Origin of the sequence: Xenorhabdus griffiniae (assembly GCF_015163655.1) — a bacterium.
Taxonomy (GTDB): domain Bacteria; phylum Pseudomonadota; class Gammaproteobacteria; order Enterobacterales; family Enterobacteriaceae; genus Xenorhabdus; species Xenorhabdus griffiniae.
The window spans coordinates 1-17,082 of record NZ_JADEUF010000024.1 but is presented as its reverse complement, the minus strand read 5'-3'; the positions used below and the strand labels follow the sequence as shown (position 1 = coordinate 17,082).

General features: G+C 43.5%; 20 protein-coding genes. 19 read left to right on the top strand and 1 reads right to left on the bottom strand.

Going from position 1 to position 17,082, the window contains the following annotated elements:
• Nucleotides 1-309 precede the first annotated feature (309 nt).
• Nucleotides 310-1,266 carry a 23S rRNA pseudouridine(955/2504/2580) synthase RluC gene (gene rluC / locus IQ211_RS06015; protein WP_189758227.1) on the top strand — a complete coding sequence of 319 codons (957 nt, stop codon included), beginning with the start codon at nucleotides 310-312 and terminating at the stop codon, nucleotides 1,264-1,266.
• On the opposite strand, the gene IQ211_RS06010 is transcribed toward rluC, so the two are convergent.
• A complete protein-coding gene (locus IQ211_RS06010) occupies nucleotides 1,263-1,853 on the bottom strand; it encodes a Maf family protein (RefSeq protein ID WP_189758228.1) in 591 nt (196 codons plus the stop codon). The genes rluC and IQ211_RS06010 overlap by 4 nt on opposite strands.
• Before the next feature lie 145 nt (nucleotides 1,854-1,998).
• On the opposite strand from IQ211_RS06010, the gene yceD reads away from it, so the two are divergent.
• The 18 genes from yceD to IQ211_RS05920 all read left to right on the top strand — a co-directional run bounded on the left by yceD (nucleotide 1,999) and on the right by IQ211_RS05920 (nucleotide 16,993).
• Nucleotides 1,999-2,523 carry a 23S rRNA accumulation protein YceD gene (gene yceD, locus IQ211_RS06005; RefSeq protein ID WP_189758229.1) on the top strand — a complete coding sequence of 175 codons (525 nt, stop codon included), beginning with the start codon at nucleotides 1,999-2,001 and terminating at the stop codon, nucleotides 2,521-2,523.
• Between the two features lie 12 nt (nucleotides 2,524-2,535).
• Nucleotides 2,536-2,706 carry a 50S ribosomal protein L32 gene (gene rpmF, locus IQ211_RS06000; protein ID WP_004253223.1) on the top strand — a complete coding sequence of 57 codons (171 nt, stop codon included), beginning with the start codon at nucleotides 2,536-2,538 and terminating at the stop codon, nucleotides 2,704-2,706.
• Between the two features lie 29 nt (nucleotides 2,707-2,735).
• Complete coding sequence (plsX, locus tag IQ211_RS05995; RefSeq protein ID WP_189758230.1) at nucleotides 2,736-3,788, top strand: phosphate acyltransferase PlsX; 1,053 nt, start codon at nucleotides 2,736-2,738, stop codon at nucleotides 3,786-3,788.
• Nucleotides 3,789-3,794: 6 nt separating this feature from the next.
• Entirely contained in the window at nucleotides 3,795-4,748 is a 954-nt protein-coding gene (locus tag IQ211_RS05990) for a beta-ketoacyl-ACP synthase III (protein ID WP_189758231.1), read from the top strand.
• 18 nt (nucleotides 4,749-4,766) lie between these two features.
• Nucleotides 4,767-5,696 (top strand): ACP S-malonyltransferase, encoded by a 930-nt coding sequence (fabD, locus tag IQ211_RS05985; RefSeq protein ID WP_189758232.1) that lies wholly within the window; start codon nucleotides 4,767-4,769, stop codon nucleotides 5,694-5,696.
• Between the two features lie 11 nt (nucleotides 5,697-5,707).
• Nucleotides 5,708-6,442: a 3-oxoacyl-ACP reductase FabG gene (gene fabG / locus IQ211_RS05980; protein ID WP_189758233.1), complete on the top strand. Its 735-nt coding sequence runs from the start codon at nucleotides 5,708-5,710 to the stop codon at nucleotides 6,440-6,442.
• 150 nt (nucleotides 6,443-6,592) lie between these two features.
• Entirely contained in the window at nucleotides 6,593-6,829 is a 237-nt protein-coding gene (acpP, locus tag IQ211_RS05975; protein ID WP_012989255.1) for an acyl carrier protein, read from the top strand.
• A gap of 74 nt (nucleotides 6,830-6,903) precedes the next feature.
• A complete protein-coding gene (fabF, locus tag IQ211_RS05970) occupies nucleotides 6,904-8,145 on the top strand; it encodes a beta-ketoacyl-ACP synthase II (RefSeq protein ID WP_189758234.1) in 1,242 nt (413 codons plus the stop codon).
• A gap of 68 nt (nucleotides 8,146-8,213) precedes the next feature.
• Nucleotides 8,214-9,041: an aminodeoxychorismate lyase gene (gene pabC / locus IQ211_RS05965; protein ID WP_189758235.1), complete on the top strand. Its 828-nt coding sequence runs from the start codon at nucleotides 8,214-8,216 to the stop codon at nucleotides 9,039-9,041.
• Between the two features lie 39 nt (nucleotides 9,042-9,080).
• Nucleotides 9,081-10,106 (top strand): endolytic transglycosylase MltG, encoded by a 1,026-nt coding sequence (gene mltG, locus IQ211_RS05960; protein WP_189758236.1) that lies wholly within the window; start codon nucleotides 9,081-9,083, stop codon nucleotides 10,104-10,106.
• Nucleotides 10,103-10,735, top strand: coding sequence for a dTMP kinase (gene tmk, locus IQ211_RS05955; RefSeq protein WP_189758237.1), 633 nt, complete (start codon nucleotides 10,103-10,105; stop codon nucleotides 10,733-10,735). The genes mltG and tmk overlap by 4 nt, the downstream gene beginning before the upstream one ends.
• Before the next feature lie 19 nt (nucleotides 10,736-10,754).
• Nucleotides 10,755-11,744 carry a DNA polymerase III subunit delta' gene (gene holB, locus IQ211_RS05950; protein ID WP_189758238.1) on the top strand — a complete coding sequence of 330 codons (990 nt, stop codon included), beginning with the start codon at nucleotides 10,755-10,757 and terminating at the stop codon, nucleotides 11,742-11,744.
• Nucleotides 11,745-11,766: 22 nt separating this feature from the next.
• Nucleotides 11,767-12,552 (top strand): metal-dependent hydrolase, encoded by a 786-nt coding sequence (locus IQ211_RS05945; protein ID WP_189758239.1) that lies wholly within the window; start codon nucleotides 11,767-11,769, stop codon nucleotides 12,550-12,552.
• A gap of 53 nt (nucleotides 12,553-12,605) precedes the next feature.
• Nucleotides 12,606-12,956, top strand: a complete 351-nt coding sequence (gene hinT / locus IQ211_RS05940) for a purine nucleoside phosphoramidase (RefSeq protein WP_047767386.1) — start codon at nucleotides 12,606-12,608, stop codon at nucleotides 12,954-12,956.
• Between the two features lie 53 nt (nucleotides 12,957-13,009).
• The gene (gene lpoB, locus IQ211_RS05935; RefSeq protein ID WP_189758240.1) at nucleotides 13,010-13,579 is read left to right on the top strand and encodes a penicillin-binding protein activator LpoB; all 570 of its coding nucleotides are present in this window, start codon (nucleotides 13,010-13,012) and stop codon (nucleotides 13,577-13,579) included.
• Nucleotides 13,563-14,438, top strand: a complete 876-nt coding sequence (locus IQ211_RS05930) for a phosphotransferase (RefSeq protein WP_282885475.1) — start codon at nucleotides 13,563-13,565, stop codon at nucleotides 14,436-14,438. Before lpoB ends, IQ211_RS05930 begins: the two co-directional genes overlap by 17 nt.
• Before the next feature lie 39 nt (nucleotides 14,439-14,477).
• Complete coding sequence (gene nagZ, locus IQ211_RS05925) at nucleotides 14,478-15,488, top strand: beta-N-acetylhexosaminidase (RefSeq protein ID WP_189758241.1); 1,011 nt, start codon at nucleotides 14,478-14,480, stop codon at nucleotides 15,486-15,488.
• A 200-nt stretch (nucleotides 15,489-15,688) separates the two neighbouring features.
• Nucleotides 15,689-16,993 carry an NAD(P)/FAD-dependent oxidoreductase gene (locus IQ211_RS05920; RefSeq protein WP_189758242.1) on the top strand — a complete coding sequence of 435 codons (1,305 nt, stop codon included), beginning with the start codon at nucleotides 15,689-15,691 and terminating at the stop codon, nucleotides 16,991-16,993.
• Nucleotides 16,994-17,082: the final 89 nt, after the last annotated feature.

Sequence of the window (17,082 nt, the reverse complement as noted above, 5' to 3'; positions counted from 1 at the left end):
ATTTGATCGAACATTACGTCTTATGCCATTGCTGCGTTTTTGCTCGATCAAACAGATAACAAACAATTTCAATCTTGCCATTCATAGTTTAGTAAACTGTGGCCAGAAAGCATTATTCCATTGCTATTGGGGTGATAGCAAGGTGACTTTATCGCTTTACGCTTTTTTTATTAGGAAATAGTGATAAGTTGTTAATATTTAGTCTTTATCCTAAGTCACCTGAAACAATGAAGTAAGAAAAATGACTGTTATTTAGACATAGTTAAAAATGAGTGGCGCTCTGTTGGTTGGATTATTAGAATCTTGACCATGAAAACAGATAATCAAATTGTACAGTTTGTCACAGTTGATGACGAATATGCCGGTCAGCGAATTGATAACTTTTTGCTGGCCCGTTTAAAAGGTGTACCTAAGAGCCTGATCTATCGGATCTTGCGTAAAGGTGAAGTGCGAGTCAACAAAGGAAGAATCAAGCCTGAATATAAATTGACAGCAGGTGATGTCATCAGAATCCCACCGATTAGAGTTGCAGAAAAACAAGAAACGCCTGTATCTGTTAAGTTGGATAAGGTTGCTGCTTTAACGGAATGTATCTTGTATGAAGATGACCATATTTTAGTCATCAACAAACCCTCAGGAACCGCAGTGCATGGGGGCAGTGGTCTGAGTTTTGGTGTGATAGAAGGGTTACGAGCTTTACGTCCTGAAGCCCGTTTTCTTGAACTGGTGCATCGGCTTGACCGCGATACATCCGGTATTTTGTTGATTGCGAAAAAACGTTCTGCATTGCGGGCCTTGCACGAACAATTACGTTTGAAACAGATGCAAAAAGACTACTTGGCACTAGTGCGTGGGCAATGGCAATCCCATTGTAAAGTTGTAGAAGCACCTTTGTTAAAAAACATCCTGCAAAGTGGGGAAAGGGTGGTTAAAGTCAGTAGAGAAGGCAAACCGTCTGAGACACGTTTTAAAGTTGAAGAACGGTATGCGTTTGCGACACTGGTGCGAGCAAGCCCAGTGACAGGGCGGACTCATCAGATCCGAGTGCACACTTTACATGCCGGTCATCCCATTGCGTTTGATGATCGCTATGGTGACAGAACATTTGATGCTCAGCTGGCAGAAACAGGACTTGACCGCTTGTTCTTACATGCCAGCTCATTAAAGTTTACCCATCCATCCACGGGAGAAACGTTGCGTTTCGAAGCCCCAATGGATGATAGATTGCGGAAATGTTTAAGAATATTGCGGCATAATAATCATTAAGGGCATACCGTCAGTGGGTTTATCCCCTGACGGATCAGCATTTCTGTCAACGTGATTAATGGTAAACCGATCAGTGTGTTTGGATCTTTGCCGTCAAGCTTTTCGAATAATGTAATTCCTAAGCCTTCGCTTTTAAAACTACCAGCACAATTGAAGGGTTTTTCTTTGTTTAGATAATAAATAATTTCTGTTTCTGTCAGGTCTCTGAAATAAACATGGAATAACTCATAACGAGTATCAACCACTTCTGTTTTGCTATTGAATAAGGTAATGCCAGTATAAAAAGTGACACATTTTCCACTGGCTTTTTTCAATTGTAAGAAAGCATTCTCAAAATTATGGGGTTTGCCGGTCACTTCGTCATCCAAAACACAAACTTGATCTGACGCTATAATGAGGTGACCAGAATACTCCCGCTGTAAAGTGCGAGCTTTTGCCTGTGACAGCCGCATTACCAATTGTTTTGGACTTTCGTTTTCCAGCGGGCTTTCATCAATATTGGGAGAAGCACAGGTAAAAGGTAATCCCAGCTTTTCTAGCAATAGGCGGCGATATTCGGAAGTTGACGATAAAACAATCGGAAGCATCTTTTTTTCCATAAAATACGTAGAGAAATATTTGCAGGCATTTTAAACTATACGCCGCTTAATAAGCGAATATTTGACGGAAAGGCGCAGATGTGTGGCCTTTTTCTTTGACTATGTCTCATTACAAAGATAATATGCGCGCCTTATGCAAAAGGTAAAATTACCCCTGACCATCGATGCACTTCGAGCAGCTCAGAAAAGATTGGATTACTACGGTAGTTATTCTGCTGGGCAAGTTTCTCGTCTTGCAGAAACTGTGGTCAGTGTGGATGGTGATGTAGATAGCTCATTATCATTTGAAATTGATAAGCAGCGTCTGGCAGTCGTAAAAGGGCATTCCGAAGTGGATGTTACGCTTGCCTGTCAGCGCTGTGGCAGTAATTTCAGTCATCATGTTCACACAACGTATTGTTTTAGCCCGGTCGTCAATGATGAGCAGGCTGAGGCATTACCGGAAGAGTATGAGCCAATAAACGTTAACGAATTTGGCGAAATAGATTTGCTGGCAATGATTGAAGATGAAATAATTCTATCTCTGCCGGTAGTTCCGGTACATGATTCTGAACACTGTGAAGTGTCCGACGCGGACATGGTGTTTGGTACGCTGCCTCCTGAAGCAGAAAAACCAAACCCGTTTGCCGTATTAGCCAGTTTAAAGAAAAGTACTTAAGGAGTAAGGTCAATGGCCGTACAACAGAATAAACCAACTCGTTCTAAGCGTGGTATGCGTCGTTCTCATGACGCACTGACTGCAACACTTGTCTCTGTAGACAAAACTTCTGGTGAAACTCACCTGCGTCATCACGTGACTGCTGATGGCTACTACCGTGGCCGCAAGGTAATCAACAAGTAATTTCAGCTAACCATTAGCAAGTTGATATCTTGGCTAATCTAACCTTAGCGTTAGATGCTATGGGTGGGGACTTTGGTCCTCGCGTTACGGTGCCTGCTGCATTGCAGGCACTGGCATCTAATCCACAACTGAAGCTATTGTTGGTCGGCAATCCCGAAACCATCTTTCCTTTGCTTGCAAATCAAAATGCTGAGCTGCTTAGCCGTTTGCAAATTATTCCTGCGGAACATGTCGTTTCCAGCGATGCAAGGCCGTCTCAAGCCATCCGTTCCAGTCACGGTACTTCCATGCGTATAGCTCTGGACTTAGTTAAGTCGGGCGAAGCACAGGCTTGTGTCAGTGCAGGAAATACAGGGGCTTTGATGGGATTGGCAAAATTGATGCTGAAATCCATTGAAGGAATTGAACGGCCTGCATTGATGACGGTGATACCTAATCTAAAACAGCAGAAGACAGTTGTATTAGATTTAGGCGCTAACATTAATTGTAATAGCAGCATGTTAGTTCAGTTTGCGATTATGGGCGCTGTCATGGCGGAGTATGTTGCTGGTGTGGATAATCCACGTGTTGCGTTACTCAACATCGGGGAAGAGGAATCCAAAGGGCTGGATAATATCCGCGAAGCCGCTATAACCTTGCGTAATATCCCAACGATTAATTATATCGGGTATGTGGAAGGAAATGAGTTACTGACGGGAAAAACGGATGTGCTCGTATGTGACGGCTTCGCAGGTAATGTTACGCTGAAGACGATGGAAGGTGCGATCAGAGTGATCTTATCTCTGGTAAAGTCACCGGATGGTCAGCAAAAAAAATCATCTTGGTTGATGAAACTATTCAAGATGAAGATAGTTAAAAAATGGTTACTAAGACAGGTAACTAAACGGTTCGGCCATCTAAACCCTGACCAGTATAACGGAGCAACGTTATTAGGCTTGCGTGGCATCGTCATAAAAAGTCACGGTGCTGCTAATGAACATGCTTTCAAGGCGGCTATCGATCAAGCAATTCAAGCTACAGAGAAGCAGGTTCCAGACAAAATCGCTGCCCGGCTGGATGCAGTATTACCCAAGAGTGAATAAACATAAATGTATACAAAGATCTTAGGTACGGGCAGTTATTTGCCTGCGCAGGTGCGTACTAACGCAGATTTAGAAAAAATGGTAGAGACGTCTGACGAGTGGATTGTTACTCGGACGGGCATTCGTGAACGCCGTATCGCGGCTGAAGATGAAAATGTTGCCATTTTGGGTTTCAAAGCTGCTGAAAAGGCCATTGAAATGGCGGGCATCGATAAAGCACAGATTGACTTAATCGTTGTTGCCACAACAAGCTCAACGCACGCCTTTCCAAGCGCAGCTTGCCAAATTCAGCAATTGCTGGGCCTTCCTGGTGTTGCGGCTTTTGACGTTGCAGCGGCATGTGCCGGCTTTACTTATGCGTTGAGTGTTGTCGATAAATTTATTAAAACGGGTGCGGCTAAACATGCGCTGGTAATCGGTTCTGATATTATTTCAAGAGTTGTTGATCCTAAAGATCGCAGCACGGTGATTATTTTCGGCGATGCAGCAGGAGCGATGGTCGTCGGGGCTTCAGAGGAACCAGGCATCTTATCTACTCATCTTCATGCTGATGGCCGTTATGGTGATTTACTGTCATTGCCTCATCAAAGCCGAGTAAAATGTGATACGCCAGAATATGTCACTATGGCTGGTAATGAAGTCTTTAAAGTTGCCGTGCGTGAATTAGCTAATATTGTTGATGAAACTTTAGAAGCTAACAATCTGCCTCACTCGCAGCTTGATTGGTTGGTTCCTCATCAAGCGAATTTGCGTATCATTGCGGCAACAGCCAAGAAATTAGATATGACAATGGATAAGGTGGTTGTGACTTTGGATCGTCATGGCAACACCTCGGCTGCATCTATTCCGACTGCATTCGATGAAGCGGTGCGTGATGGAAGGATCCAACGCGGCCAACTTATTTTACTTGAAGCATTTGGCGGTGGCTTTACCTGGGGCTCAGCGCTGGTACGTTTTTAATTTAACAGGAAAATAAACATGTCTGATTTTGCAATGGTGTTTCCCGGTCAAGGTTCTCAATCTCTGAGTATGTTGGCTGATTTAGCCGCAGAATTTCCATTGGTTGAGCAAACGTTCGCAGAGGCTTCTGCGGTTTTGGGATATGATTTATGGGCCTTGGTTCAGCAAGGACCTATAGAAGAACTAAATAAAACCTGGAAAACGCAACCTGCATTGCTGGCAGCTTCAGTAGCGATTTGGCGTGTATGGCAGGAGAAAGGTGGTAAAGTACCTTCCATAATGGCAGGGCATAGCCTTGGCGAATATTCTGCACTGGTTTGTGCTGGCGTGATTGATTTCCAGCAAGCTATTAAACTTGTCGAATTGCGTGGGAAGTTGATGCAAGAAGCCGTACCAGAAGGGCAGGGAGCCATGTATGCCATTATTGGTTTAGATAATGAGTCCATTACAAAGGCATGTGAAGAGTCAGCGCAAGGTCAGATTGTTTCACCGGTTAATTTTAATTCACCTGGGCAAGTGGTTATCGCAGGTGAAAAAGAGGCTGTAGAGCGTGCGGGAGCGGCGTGTAAAGCGGCAGGTGCAAAACGAGCCTTGCCATTATCCGTTAGTGTGCCTTCGCATTGTGCATTGATGAAACCCGCAGCCGAACAACTGGCAGTTGCATTGCAAGATGTTGAATTTAACCAGCCGCAATTCCCTGTCGTGAATAACGTCGATGTAAAAGTAGAAAAATCTGCTGATGCTATTCGGGACGCCTTGGTTCGTCAGTTGTATAATCCTGTACGCTGGACAGAGTCAGTAGAATATATTGCAGAGCTTAGGGTTGAACAATTGCTGGAAATCGGGCCAGGTAAAGTCCTCACTGGGTTAACGAAACGTATTGTTGATACTTTAAGTGCTGTAGCAGTAAATGATGTATCATCACTCACAGTTGCTCTGAACAAATAACTGGGGAAAACATGAGCTTTGATGGAAAAATTGCACTGGTCACTGGCGCGAGCCGTGGTATAGGTCGCGCGATTGCAGAATTATTGGTAGAACGTGGTGCACGTGTTGTTGGCACCGCAACCAGTGAGAAGGGAGCTGAAGCAATCAGTGCCTTCCTGGGTGATAAGGGCAAAGGTTTTGTACTAAATGTCACAGATTCAGAATCCATTGAAAATGCACTATCGAATATTCGTGCTGAATTTGGTGAAATAGACATTTTAGTTAATAATGCAGGCATCACTCGTGATAACTTGTTGATGCGCATGAAAGATGATGAGTGGCAAGATATTATTGACACGAATCTTTCTTCGATTTTTCGTCTGTCAAAAGCAGTAATGCGCTCTATGATGAAAAAACGTTATGGACGTATTATTTCCATTGGCTCTGTTGTTGGAACAATGGGAAATGCGGGGCAGGCGAATTACGCGGCAGCGAAAGCAGGAGTTATTGGTTTTAGTAAATCATTGGCTCGTGAAGTCGCTTCCCGTGGCATCACTGTTAACGTTGTTGCACCTGGTTTTATCGAAACGGATATGACCAGAGCGTTGACAGACGAACAACGTGCAGGCATTGCTGCTGGAATACCTGCTAATCGTCTTGGTGATGCAAAGGAAATTGCCAGTGCTGTAGCGTTTCTTGCTTCTGACGAGGCCGCTTACATCACGGGTGAAACATTGCATGTCAATGGTGGCATGTACATGATCTAAAAATGAGCGAACCTACTGTTTTTGATGTGTTTTTTATACAAAAAAAGCAGATTGTGGTTCGACCAGCCGGGATTTGGTTGCATCTTTTCCTGTATTTTATAAACTACGAAAACCATCGCAAAAGCGAGTTTTGATAGGAAATTTAATAGTATGAGCACTATCGACGAACGCGTTAAGAAAATCATCGTTGAACAACTGGGTGTTAAAGAGGAAGAAGTTGTGAACACAGCTTCATTTGTTGATGACTTGGGCGCTGATTCTCTTGACACAGTTGAACTGGTAATGGCTCTGGAAGAAGAGTTCGATATCGAGATCCCAGACGAAGAAGCTGAAAAAATCACTACAGTTCAAGCTGCTATTGACTACGTTGAAAACGCAGGTAAATAAGCACACATGCCTAGGCGGTCGTTCGACCGCCTATGTTTTTCGTCTCAAATTTTTTCCCTCCCTGGAGGATAACCGTGTCTAAGCGTCGAGTAGTCGTGACCGGACTAGGCATGTTATCTCCTGTCGGCAATACAGTAGCGTCTTCTTGGAATGCTGTTTGTGCCGGACAGAGTGGTATCGGCCTTATCGAACATTTTGATACCTCTAACCATGCAACGAAGTTTGCAGGTTTAGTGAAGAATTTTAATCATGAAGATTTCAATATTTCGCGCAAAGAAGCACGGAAGATGGATCTCTTCATCCAGTATGGTATTGCTGCGGGCAAACAAGCTATTGAAGATGCAGGAATCGAAGTAACAGAAGCCAATGCTAGCCGCTTTGGTGCTGCTATTGGTTCTGGTATTGGTGGATTGGGTCTGATCGAAGAAAATCATAGTACACTGTTATCGGCAGGGCCTCGTAAGGTCAGCCCATTCTTTGTACCTTCGACCATCATCAATATGGTGGCGGGCCATTTGAGCATCCTTTATGGTCTTCGTGGTCCGAGCATTTCTATTGCAACTGCCTGTACATCTGGCGTACATAACATCGGTCATGCAGCTCGCATTATTGCCTATAATGATGCTGACATTATGCTGGCGGGCGGTGCAGAAAAAGCGAGCACTGAGTTTGGGGTTGCTGGGTTCGGTGCTGCACGTGCATTGTCAACGCGTAATGACGATCCTCAAGGTGCAAGTCGCCCTTGGGATAAAGATCGTGATGGCTTTGTTTTGGGCGATGGCGCGGGTATTGTTGTACTTGAAGAGTATGAGCACGCGAAAAAACGCGGCGCGAAAATCTATGCTGAAGTTGTTGGCTTTGGCATGAGCAGCGATGCTTACCACATGACATCACCTCCTGAAGATGGCGCAGGTGCTGCTTTAGCGATGCAAAATGCCCTGAAAGATGCGGGAATTTCACCAGAGCAAGTGGGTTACATCAATGCTCATGGTACTTCAACGCCAGTTGGTGATATTGCAGAAGCACGCGCAGTGGAGTCTGTTTTTGGGGAAGGCACTAAAGTATTGGTGAGTTCAACCAAATCAATGACAGGCCATTTGTTGGGTGCAGCGGGCGCGATTGAATCTATTTTCACTATTCTTTCTCTGCGTGATCAGATTATTCCTCCAACCATTAACTTGGAGAATCAGGATGAGAATTGTCGTCTGGATTTAGTTCCGGGTAAAGCACGCAACGTTGAAGGGATGGAATACGCATTGTGTAACTCTTTTGGTTTCGGTGGCACCAATGGGTCATTGATTTTCCGTAAGATCTAAAATCACCTTGTGTTTATAAAAAGCCCCAACAAATGTTGGGGCTTTTTTATCAAAAATAAGAAGTTAACATGACGTATTGGATTAATGGGAATCAGTGCGATCATATACCTGTTAATGATCGTGCGGTGCAGTTTGGTGACGGCTGTTTTACTACAATAAGGGTTGAGCAAGGGATACCGGCTTTGCTACCTTTGCACATAAAACGGTTGCAGAAAGGTGTTGAAAAACTCTTTATGCCAGCACTGGATTGGTTCCAACTTGAGAACCATATTAAACAGGTAGTGAAAGGGTGTGATTCCGGTGTGTTGAAAATCATTCTTTCCAGAGGAACGGGAGGCCGTGGTTATGGCTTTGATGACACGACTGAACCTACACAGATCTTATCTTTGAATTCATATCCTGAACGATATATTACTCAGCGTCGAAAAGGTGTGTCATTGACTCTTAGCCCCATTTCGATGGGAATTAATCCCTACCTGGCCGGTATTAAGCATTTAAATCGTTTGGAGCAGGTATTGATCAAACGGTTCATTGAACAATCTGGAGCAGACGAAGCGCTGGTACTTGATAGTGATGGTTTATTAGTTGAATGCGGTGCGGCTAATATTTTCTGGCGAAAAGGAAAAAATGTTTATACACCTGATCTCAGCCAGAGTGGAGTGGAAGGGGTCATGCGACGGAAGATCATCGAATTGTTGGCGAAAAGTGATTATAGCTTATCATGTGTTATGCGCTATCCTGAAGCTTTGGCTTATGCAGACGAAGTGATTATCTGTAATTCCTTAATGCCAGTATTGCCAGTAAGTCAAATTCAAGCGCATAAAAATCAACCGGCGTGGAAATATCAATCAAGAGAGTTGCATGAATATTTATTACCTGAATGTTTAAAACCTTAGCAAGTCAGTATTCAGAAGCACAAATAAAGTGATTACCGGATGAAACTAAAAAAGCGCATTTTCATTCTGCCCGGCTTGCTTATTGCAATCGCTGTGATCGTATTTTTTTCTTTTATGAAGAAAATAGAGAACTTTGCTGCTCAAGATATTAATCTTAGCCAGGAGCTTATATTTACTGTACCGGCGGGAACGGGGCGTGCTGGACTGCAAGCCTTATTGACTCAGCATAAATTGATTGAAGATAGTCAATTACTGCCATGGCTATTCCGCTTTAAACCAGAGTTAGCAAAGTTTAAGGCTGGAACTTACCGTTTGCAAAAAGGTATGTCTTTGCAGTCTGTCCTGCAATTGTTTGCCAGTGGCAAAGAAACTCAGTTTGCCATTCGTTTTGTTGAAGGTAGTCGCTTTTCTGATTGGGCAAAAATATTGCAGAATGCGCCATACTTAAAACATGAGATAGAAAATAAGACACCGAAAGAGCTGCTTGCTGCTTTAGGCATGAAAGAAGATGAGTCACTGGAAGGTTGGTTTTATCCTGATACCTATTTGTATACAGCAGGCACGAGTGACCTGGAGCTGCTTAAACGATCCCATAACAAAATGAAAACAATCGTCGGGCAGGAATGGGAAAACAGGGAAAAGAGCCTGCCATATAACAGTGCTTATGAAATGTTGATCATGGCCTCTATCATTGAAAAAGAGACCGCAATTGAATCTGAGCGAACTAAAGTTGCCTCTGTATTCGTGAATCGTCTGCGGTTAAAGATGAAACTGCAAACTGATCCAACCGTCATTTATGGATTGGGAGATAAATATACGGGTACGATTTTTCGCAGCAATCTCAACACATTTACACCATACAATACGTATATGATTGATGGGTTGCCACCCACTCCTATCGCCATGCCAGGTTTGGCTTCAATTAAGGCGGCAGCACATCCTGCCGTCACAGAATATTTGTATTTTGTGGCGAATGGCGATGGAGGGCACACATTCACCACCAATCTGGTAGCACATAATAAGGCAGTAAGCCTTTATCGCCAAAGGTTAAAGCAGGATAAATGAGTAGCAAATTTATTGTAATTGAAGGGCTTGAGGGTGCTGGAAAAACAACAGCAATCCAGACAGTGGTTGAAACCTTGAAGCAGCAGGGTATTTTTGATTTGGTGCTTACCCGTGAACCTGGTGGGACACCGTTAGCAGAAAAACTCCGTGAGCTGATCAAACAAGGGGTTGAAGGAGAATCACTGACAGATAAAGCAGAACTATTAATGTTATATGCTGCCAGGGTTCAATTAGTAGAAAATATTATCAAGCCAGCGTTAGCAAAGGGAACTTGGGTCATTGGTGATCGTCATGATCTCTCTTCCCAGGCTTATCAGGGAGGAGGCCGAGGTATTGATCAGCAGTTGATGGCGTCACTACGCAATGCTGCATTGGGGGATTTTTCGCCAGATTTAACGCTTTACCTTGATGTACCACCGGAAATGGGCTTACAACGTGCTCTTGAACGCGGTGAATTAGATCGGATTGAAAAGGAATCCTTAGATTTCTTCCATCGCACCCGTACAAAATATCTCGAACTTATGGCGAAAGATGACAGTATCAAAAAGATTGATGCCACCCAACCACTGGAAAAAGTGCAGGATGATATTCGCCATACCTTACTTGCCTGGTTAAAGAACATTGACTAAAAGCACAGGAAATTCAGACATGAACTGGTATCCGTGGCTCAATCATGCATACCGTCAGTTAGTTGAACTCCACCAACAGGGGCGTGGTCATCATGCTATTTTGCTTCATGCTCATGCCGGAATGGGAGCTGATGCATTATTGTATGGTTTGAGTCGTTGGTTAATGTGTCAGAATAAACAGGGCATTAAAAGCTGTGGCGAATGCCACGGCTGTCATTTGATGTTAGCGGAAACGCATTCTGACTGGCATGTTCTTGCGCCTGAAAAGGGAAAAAATGTTATTGGGGTAGATGCAGTACGTCGGCTCAGTGAGAAGCTCTATGAATATTCTCAGCAAGGGGGTGCCAAAATTGCCTGGATCACATCCGCAGAATCCCTGACTGATGCAGCTTCTAACGCCTTATTGAAAACGTTGGAAGAGCCACCGCAAAACACCTACTTTTTGTTGCAATGTCAAAACCCTATAAATTTGCTGGCAACACTACGTAGCCGCTGTTTTTACTATTTTATTTCAGTTCCTGAATCTTCGATGGGACTTTATTGGCTCCAAAAACAGCTTCCGGCGATATCCTCTTTAGATGCACAAACAGCATTGAAACTTTCTCAGGGAGCACCATTGGCCGCTGAGCAACTACTCCAGACGGAGAAATGGCAGCAGAGGAATTCACTTTGCCAGGCGATTGAACAGGCGTTGCATAAATGTGATACCCTGACACTTTTACCCTTACTGAATCGTGATGATGTACAGCAATCTTTACATTGGTTGATCAGCTTATTATCCGATGCAGTGAAATGGCGGCAGCAGGCGCAGAATTACTGTATTAACCAGGATCAGCAGGCTCTGATTCATTATCTTGCTGCCAGCCAAAGTGTAGAAACATTATTAAAGACAGTTGATGATTGGGTGCATTGTCGTCATCAATTATTATCTGTGGTGGGAGTCAATCGGGAATTGTTGTTAACGGAACAATTACTCAATTGGGAAAGGCAATTTTGTCCTGCACAATAACTTAGTTAGATATGAGCATATTATGTTTTTAGTTGATTCGCATTGTCATCTCGATTGCCTTGATTATGAAACGCTGCACCAAAGTGTAGATGATGTTGTGGCGAAAGCGGCCGAACGGGATGTGAAATATATGCTGGCGGTGGCAACCACGTTGCCTGGTTTTCAGCAAATGAAGGCACTGATTGGTAAACGGGAAAACGTAGCGTATTCCTGCGGCATCCATCCATTGAATTTGGATGAAGGTTACGATTTCGAAGAACTTGCCCGACTGGCTGCGGATGAAGACGTTGTCGCAATGGGAGAAACTGGCCTGGATTATTATTATCAGCAAGAAAATGCTGAACTCCAGAGAACTTCATTTCGCGAACATATTCGCATTGGCCGTGAATTAAATAAGCCAGTGATTGTGCATACCCGTGACGCAAGAGACGATACATTGATGGTTTTGCGGGAAGAAAAAGTCCAGGATTGTGGGGGAGTATTGCACTGTTTCACGGAAGATAAAGAAACGGCAAAGGCTTTGCTGGATTTGGGTTTTTATATCTCTTTTTCTGGTATTGTCACTTTCCGCAATGCCGAGCAGATCCGTGAAGCGGCAAGATATGTGCCACTCGATCGCATTCTGGTCGAAACCGATTCACCTTATCTGGCACCGGTTCCCCATCGAGGCAAACAGAATCAGCCAGCTTATGTACGTGATGTTGCTGAATATATGGCAGTATTGAAAGGCGTCAATATTGAAGAATTGGCTGCGGTGACGACCAGAAATTTTTGTGAACTGTTTCATATCAATATTAAAGAAAACTAAGTTAGTCGTGTCACACGGTGTTTTTAAGCCTCACAATAAACAGGAGAAGTAAAATGGCAGAAGAAACTATTTTTAGTAAAATCATCCGTCGAGAAATTCCTTCTGATATTATTTATCAGGATGATTTGGTCACTGCATTTCGCGACATTTCCCCGCAGGCACCAACCCACGTTTTGATCGTACCCAATGTATTGATCCCAACCGTTAATGATGTTACCGCTGATCATGAACTTGCTTTGGGACGTCTGTTTACTGTTGCAGCCAAAATAGCAAAAGAGGAAGGCATTGCAGAAGATGGTTATCGCTTGATCATGAACTGTAATCGCCATTCTGGACAGGAAGTTTTCCATATCCACATGCACTTAGTGGGTGGACGTCCATTGGGACCGCTATTAGCAAAATAATAACTTAATTTATGTATATCGGTACAAAGTAGTGATGTAACTGGAGTAGATTAATGAAAAGAATTCTCTTTGTTATATTATCGGCAATGTTGCTGGCGAGTTGTGTTGTTCCAGAAACACAAAAGCCTGCTCCTGTTACACCGGTGGAGCCAGAGAAAAAACCGGAACCGTCGGTAGGACCATCAGAAAAAGTTCCTCAGCCCCCTAAAATTCAATCTATTAATTGGGATAGTATTGTTCAGCCGTTAGTGGATCAGATGGTTAATGCTGATGGTGTGGAAGCGGGAAAATTACTGCTTGTCGATTCTGTCAAGAATAATACGAATGGCTCATTGCGAACCCTGAAAGCTACAGATGCAATTACGAATGTCATCAGCAATAAACACACTTTTCAGGTTGTACCGAAATCCCAAGTCTATTCAGCCAGACAGGCGCTAGGGTTATCATCGGAAGATAGCCTGGGGTTGCGCAGTAAGTCCATTGGATTGGCACGTTATTTAAATGCCGATTATGTTCTCTATTCTGTTGTTTCCAATAATCATGGACAGCGTGATCTGGAGATGCAGTTAATGCTGGTTAAAACTGGCGAAATACTCTGGTCGGGCCGTGGTGACGTTAACTAATGGCGACGCTTTGCTCAGGGTGTTGTGTCAGTTATGGCCTGATATTCCCGCAGGCTCTTGGGAAATTAGGCCATTAACGGGTTTGACACAGGGAAGTTACTCTATTGCTAATACAGTTACAAATGAAGTGTGTCAGATGGTCGGACGCGTACAAACACCGCATAGTGAAATGCTTGGAGTGGATCGTCAACGAGAAAATCGGATTTTGCGGCGGTTATCTTCCATCGGCATTGCGCCTAAAGTCGTGTCTATGCACGGAACCTGGTTATTGCTTGAGTGGCTTACAGGGGCAAAAGTAAAACCCGAGACACTGGGCCAGTCAGCTTTACAGCAGCCATTAGCCCAGCTGCTTGCTCTTCTTCATAACTATTCTCCATTGGGTTACCCCTTTCAATTAAAAAAACAAATTGCATTCCAATGGCAGCAGATTGACAGAAAACGTTTATCTCCTCGTTGGTTACGTCTGCACAAATTTTTTATAACAAGAAGGATGCCTGCCGCACTTAAAATCGCTCCGGCTCATATGGATGTTCACCCTGATAATCTATTAATGACGGAAAAAGGGTTAAAATTGATTGATTGGGAGTACGCTGCGGATGTCGATATTGGTTTTTCTCTGGCTGTACTATTCAAGGGAAATCAATGGGATGAAGTGCAGCAAAAAACTTTTTTAGAGTATTATTGTGCCCAGGCATCAGGATATTCAGATATCCACTTATTGCAACAACAGATTAAGCGATGGGAGCCGTGGGTCAGTTATATGATGTTAATGTGGTATGAAGTGCGCTGGCAACAGACAAGAGAACAACAATTTTTATCGCTGGTACATCCCTTACGCCAGGCTTTTAACCTGGCGTAGTGAATCTAATAACCAATTTAAAGAGAAGTGAGGAAGGCTATGGGGCCAGTAATGTTAGATGTTGTTGGCTATGAATTGGATAATGAAGAGCGTGAAATTTTACAGCATCCATTAGTGGGTGGCTTAATTTTATTTACCCGCAACTTCCACGATACAGCACAATTACGTGAATTGGTGCGCCAAATTCGCGCAGCTTCCCGCCACCGTTTGGTGGTTGCTGTTGATCAGGAAGGCGGACGTGTTCAGCGTTTTCATGAAGGGTTTACGCGTTTACCTGCGGCACAATCTTTTGCTTGTGTACATGACATGCTTATGGGAGCACATCTGGCAAAAGAGTCTGGTTGGTTAATGGCATCAGAAATGATCGCAATGGATATCGATATCAGCTTTGCGCCAGTATTGGACTTAGGGCATAAGTGCATAGCCATTGGTGAACGTTCATTCCATGAAGAACTTGAACCTGCGATGGCAATGGCGGAAAAATTTATTCAAGGAATGCATTCTGCGGGCATGAAATCGACAGGGAAACATTTTCCGGGCCATGGTGCCGTGACAGCTGATTCCCATAAAGAAACGCCACGGGATAATCGTCCTATGGATGCCATTAGTTGTCATGATATGGTGATTTTCCACGATTTTATCCAACGTAATCTGTTGGATGCCATTATGCCTGCTCACGTGATTTATCCGCAGATAGATCACCGTCCTGCAAGTGGTTCACCTTATTGGTTGAAATCCATACTTCGTCAGCAATTAGGATTTGCAGGTGTTATTTTTTCTGATGATTTGTCGATGGAAGGCGCCGCAGTGATGGGCGGTTATGCTGAACGGGCTAAAGCCTCATTAGATGCCGGTTGTGACATGATTTTAGTGTGCAACAATCGAGAAGGGGCAGTCAGTGTGCTGGATAACTTACCGATCATTGAATCACCTAAAGTCAAACAGTTATACCATCAAGGCAAACAATTTAGTTTGGAAGAATTACAGCAATCGGAACGTTGGCAAAAAGCTAATCGGGAGTTACAGGGTTTGTGTGAACAATTTTTGTGATTGATGTCTAATTAATCAAAAGAATTTAGTTGTGATTATTTTTGGTATGACCAACTGACCTGCCATGATATTCTGGAGATATTTTCAATATGAAATTTGTTTAGCTTGAAGTTATTTAAGGACGTTATTCAAGGTTTTTACGTAAAGAAACGAACTTAGCGCCTTACATAACATTATGTTGTATTTTCAGTGGGGTATTCATGACAACGCCAAAGACAAGAATTGTCATCATTGGTGGGGGCGCTGGTGGTTTAGAGCTGGCAACGCGTTTGGGACACAAATTAGGGCGTAAGAAAAAAGCCGAAATTACTTTGGTGGATCGCAATAATAGCCATTTATGGAAACCACTATTGCATGAAGTTGCAACGGGTTCTCTGGATGATGGTGTTGATGCATTGAGTTATTTGGCTCATGCAAGCAACCATTATTTCAATTTCCAGCTCGGCACACTCACGAATATTAATCGTGAAGGAAAGAAAATTACTCTGGCTGGTATCCGTAATGAAGATGGTGATTTGTTAGTACCAGAGCGTGAACTGGCTTACGACATTCTTGTTATGGCATTGGGTAGCCAATCTAACGATTTTGGCACGGCGGGTGTGAAGGAAAATTGTATTTTCCTTGATAACCCGCAACAGGCACATCGTTTCCACAATGAAATGTTGAACCTGTTCCTGAAATATTCTGCAAATCACAGTGCAGAAGAAAAAGTGAATATCGCGATTGTTGGTGGTGGTGCGACGGGCGTAGAGCTTTCCGCGGAACTTTATAATGCGGTTAAGCAACTTAACAGCTATGGCTTTGAAAGCCTGAATTCAGACGCCCTGAACGTGACTTTGGTTGAGGCAGGAGAGCGTATCTTGCCTGCATTGCCGACACGTATTTCCAGCGCAGCCCATCAAGAGTTGACTAAGCTGGGTGTTAAGGTCTTAACCAAGACAATGGTGACCAGTGCGGATGAGCATGGGTTGAATACCAAAGAGGGTGAGCAGATCAAAGCTTCCTTGATGGTTTGGGCTGCGGGAATTAAAGCGCCTGACTTTATGAAAGATATCGGTGGATTGGAAACCAACCGTATCAATCAATTGGTTGTAAAACCCACTTTGCAAACCACACGAGATGATCATATTTTTGCCATTGGGGATTGTGCATCATGCCCGAAAAAAGAAGGGGGTTTTGTTCCTCCTCGTGCGCAGTCTGCTCACCAGATGGCAAGCCGTTGTTATGACAATATCCTGGCATTGTTGAATGAAAAACCATTGAAAGAATATGTTTACAAAGATCATGGTTCATTGGTTTCATTATCCAAGTTCAGTACTGTTGGTAGCCTGATGGGGAACTTGATGCGTGGTTCAATGATGGTTGAAGGCCGTATTGCTCGTATGGTTTATATCTCTTTGTATCGTATGCATCAGGTAGCTTTGCATGGATATATTAAAACAGGTTTGATGATGCTGGTTGGAGGAATTAACCGCGTTATTCGTCCACGCCTGAAGTTGCATTAATTAGCGCCCAAATGGCTCATCTTGAAGTAATTAATTAAGGTGAGTCATTTACCCACTCATTATATTTATTATTATACATATCATAATTA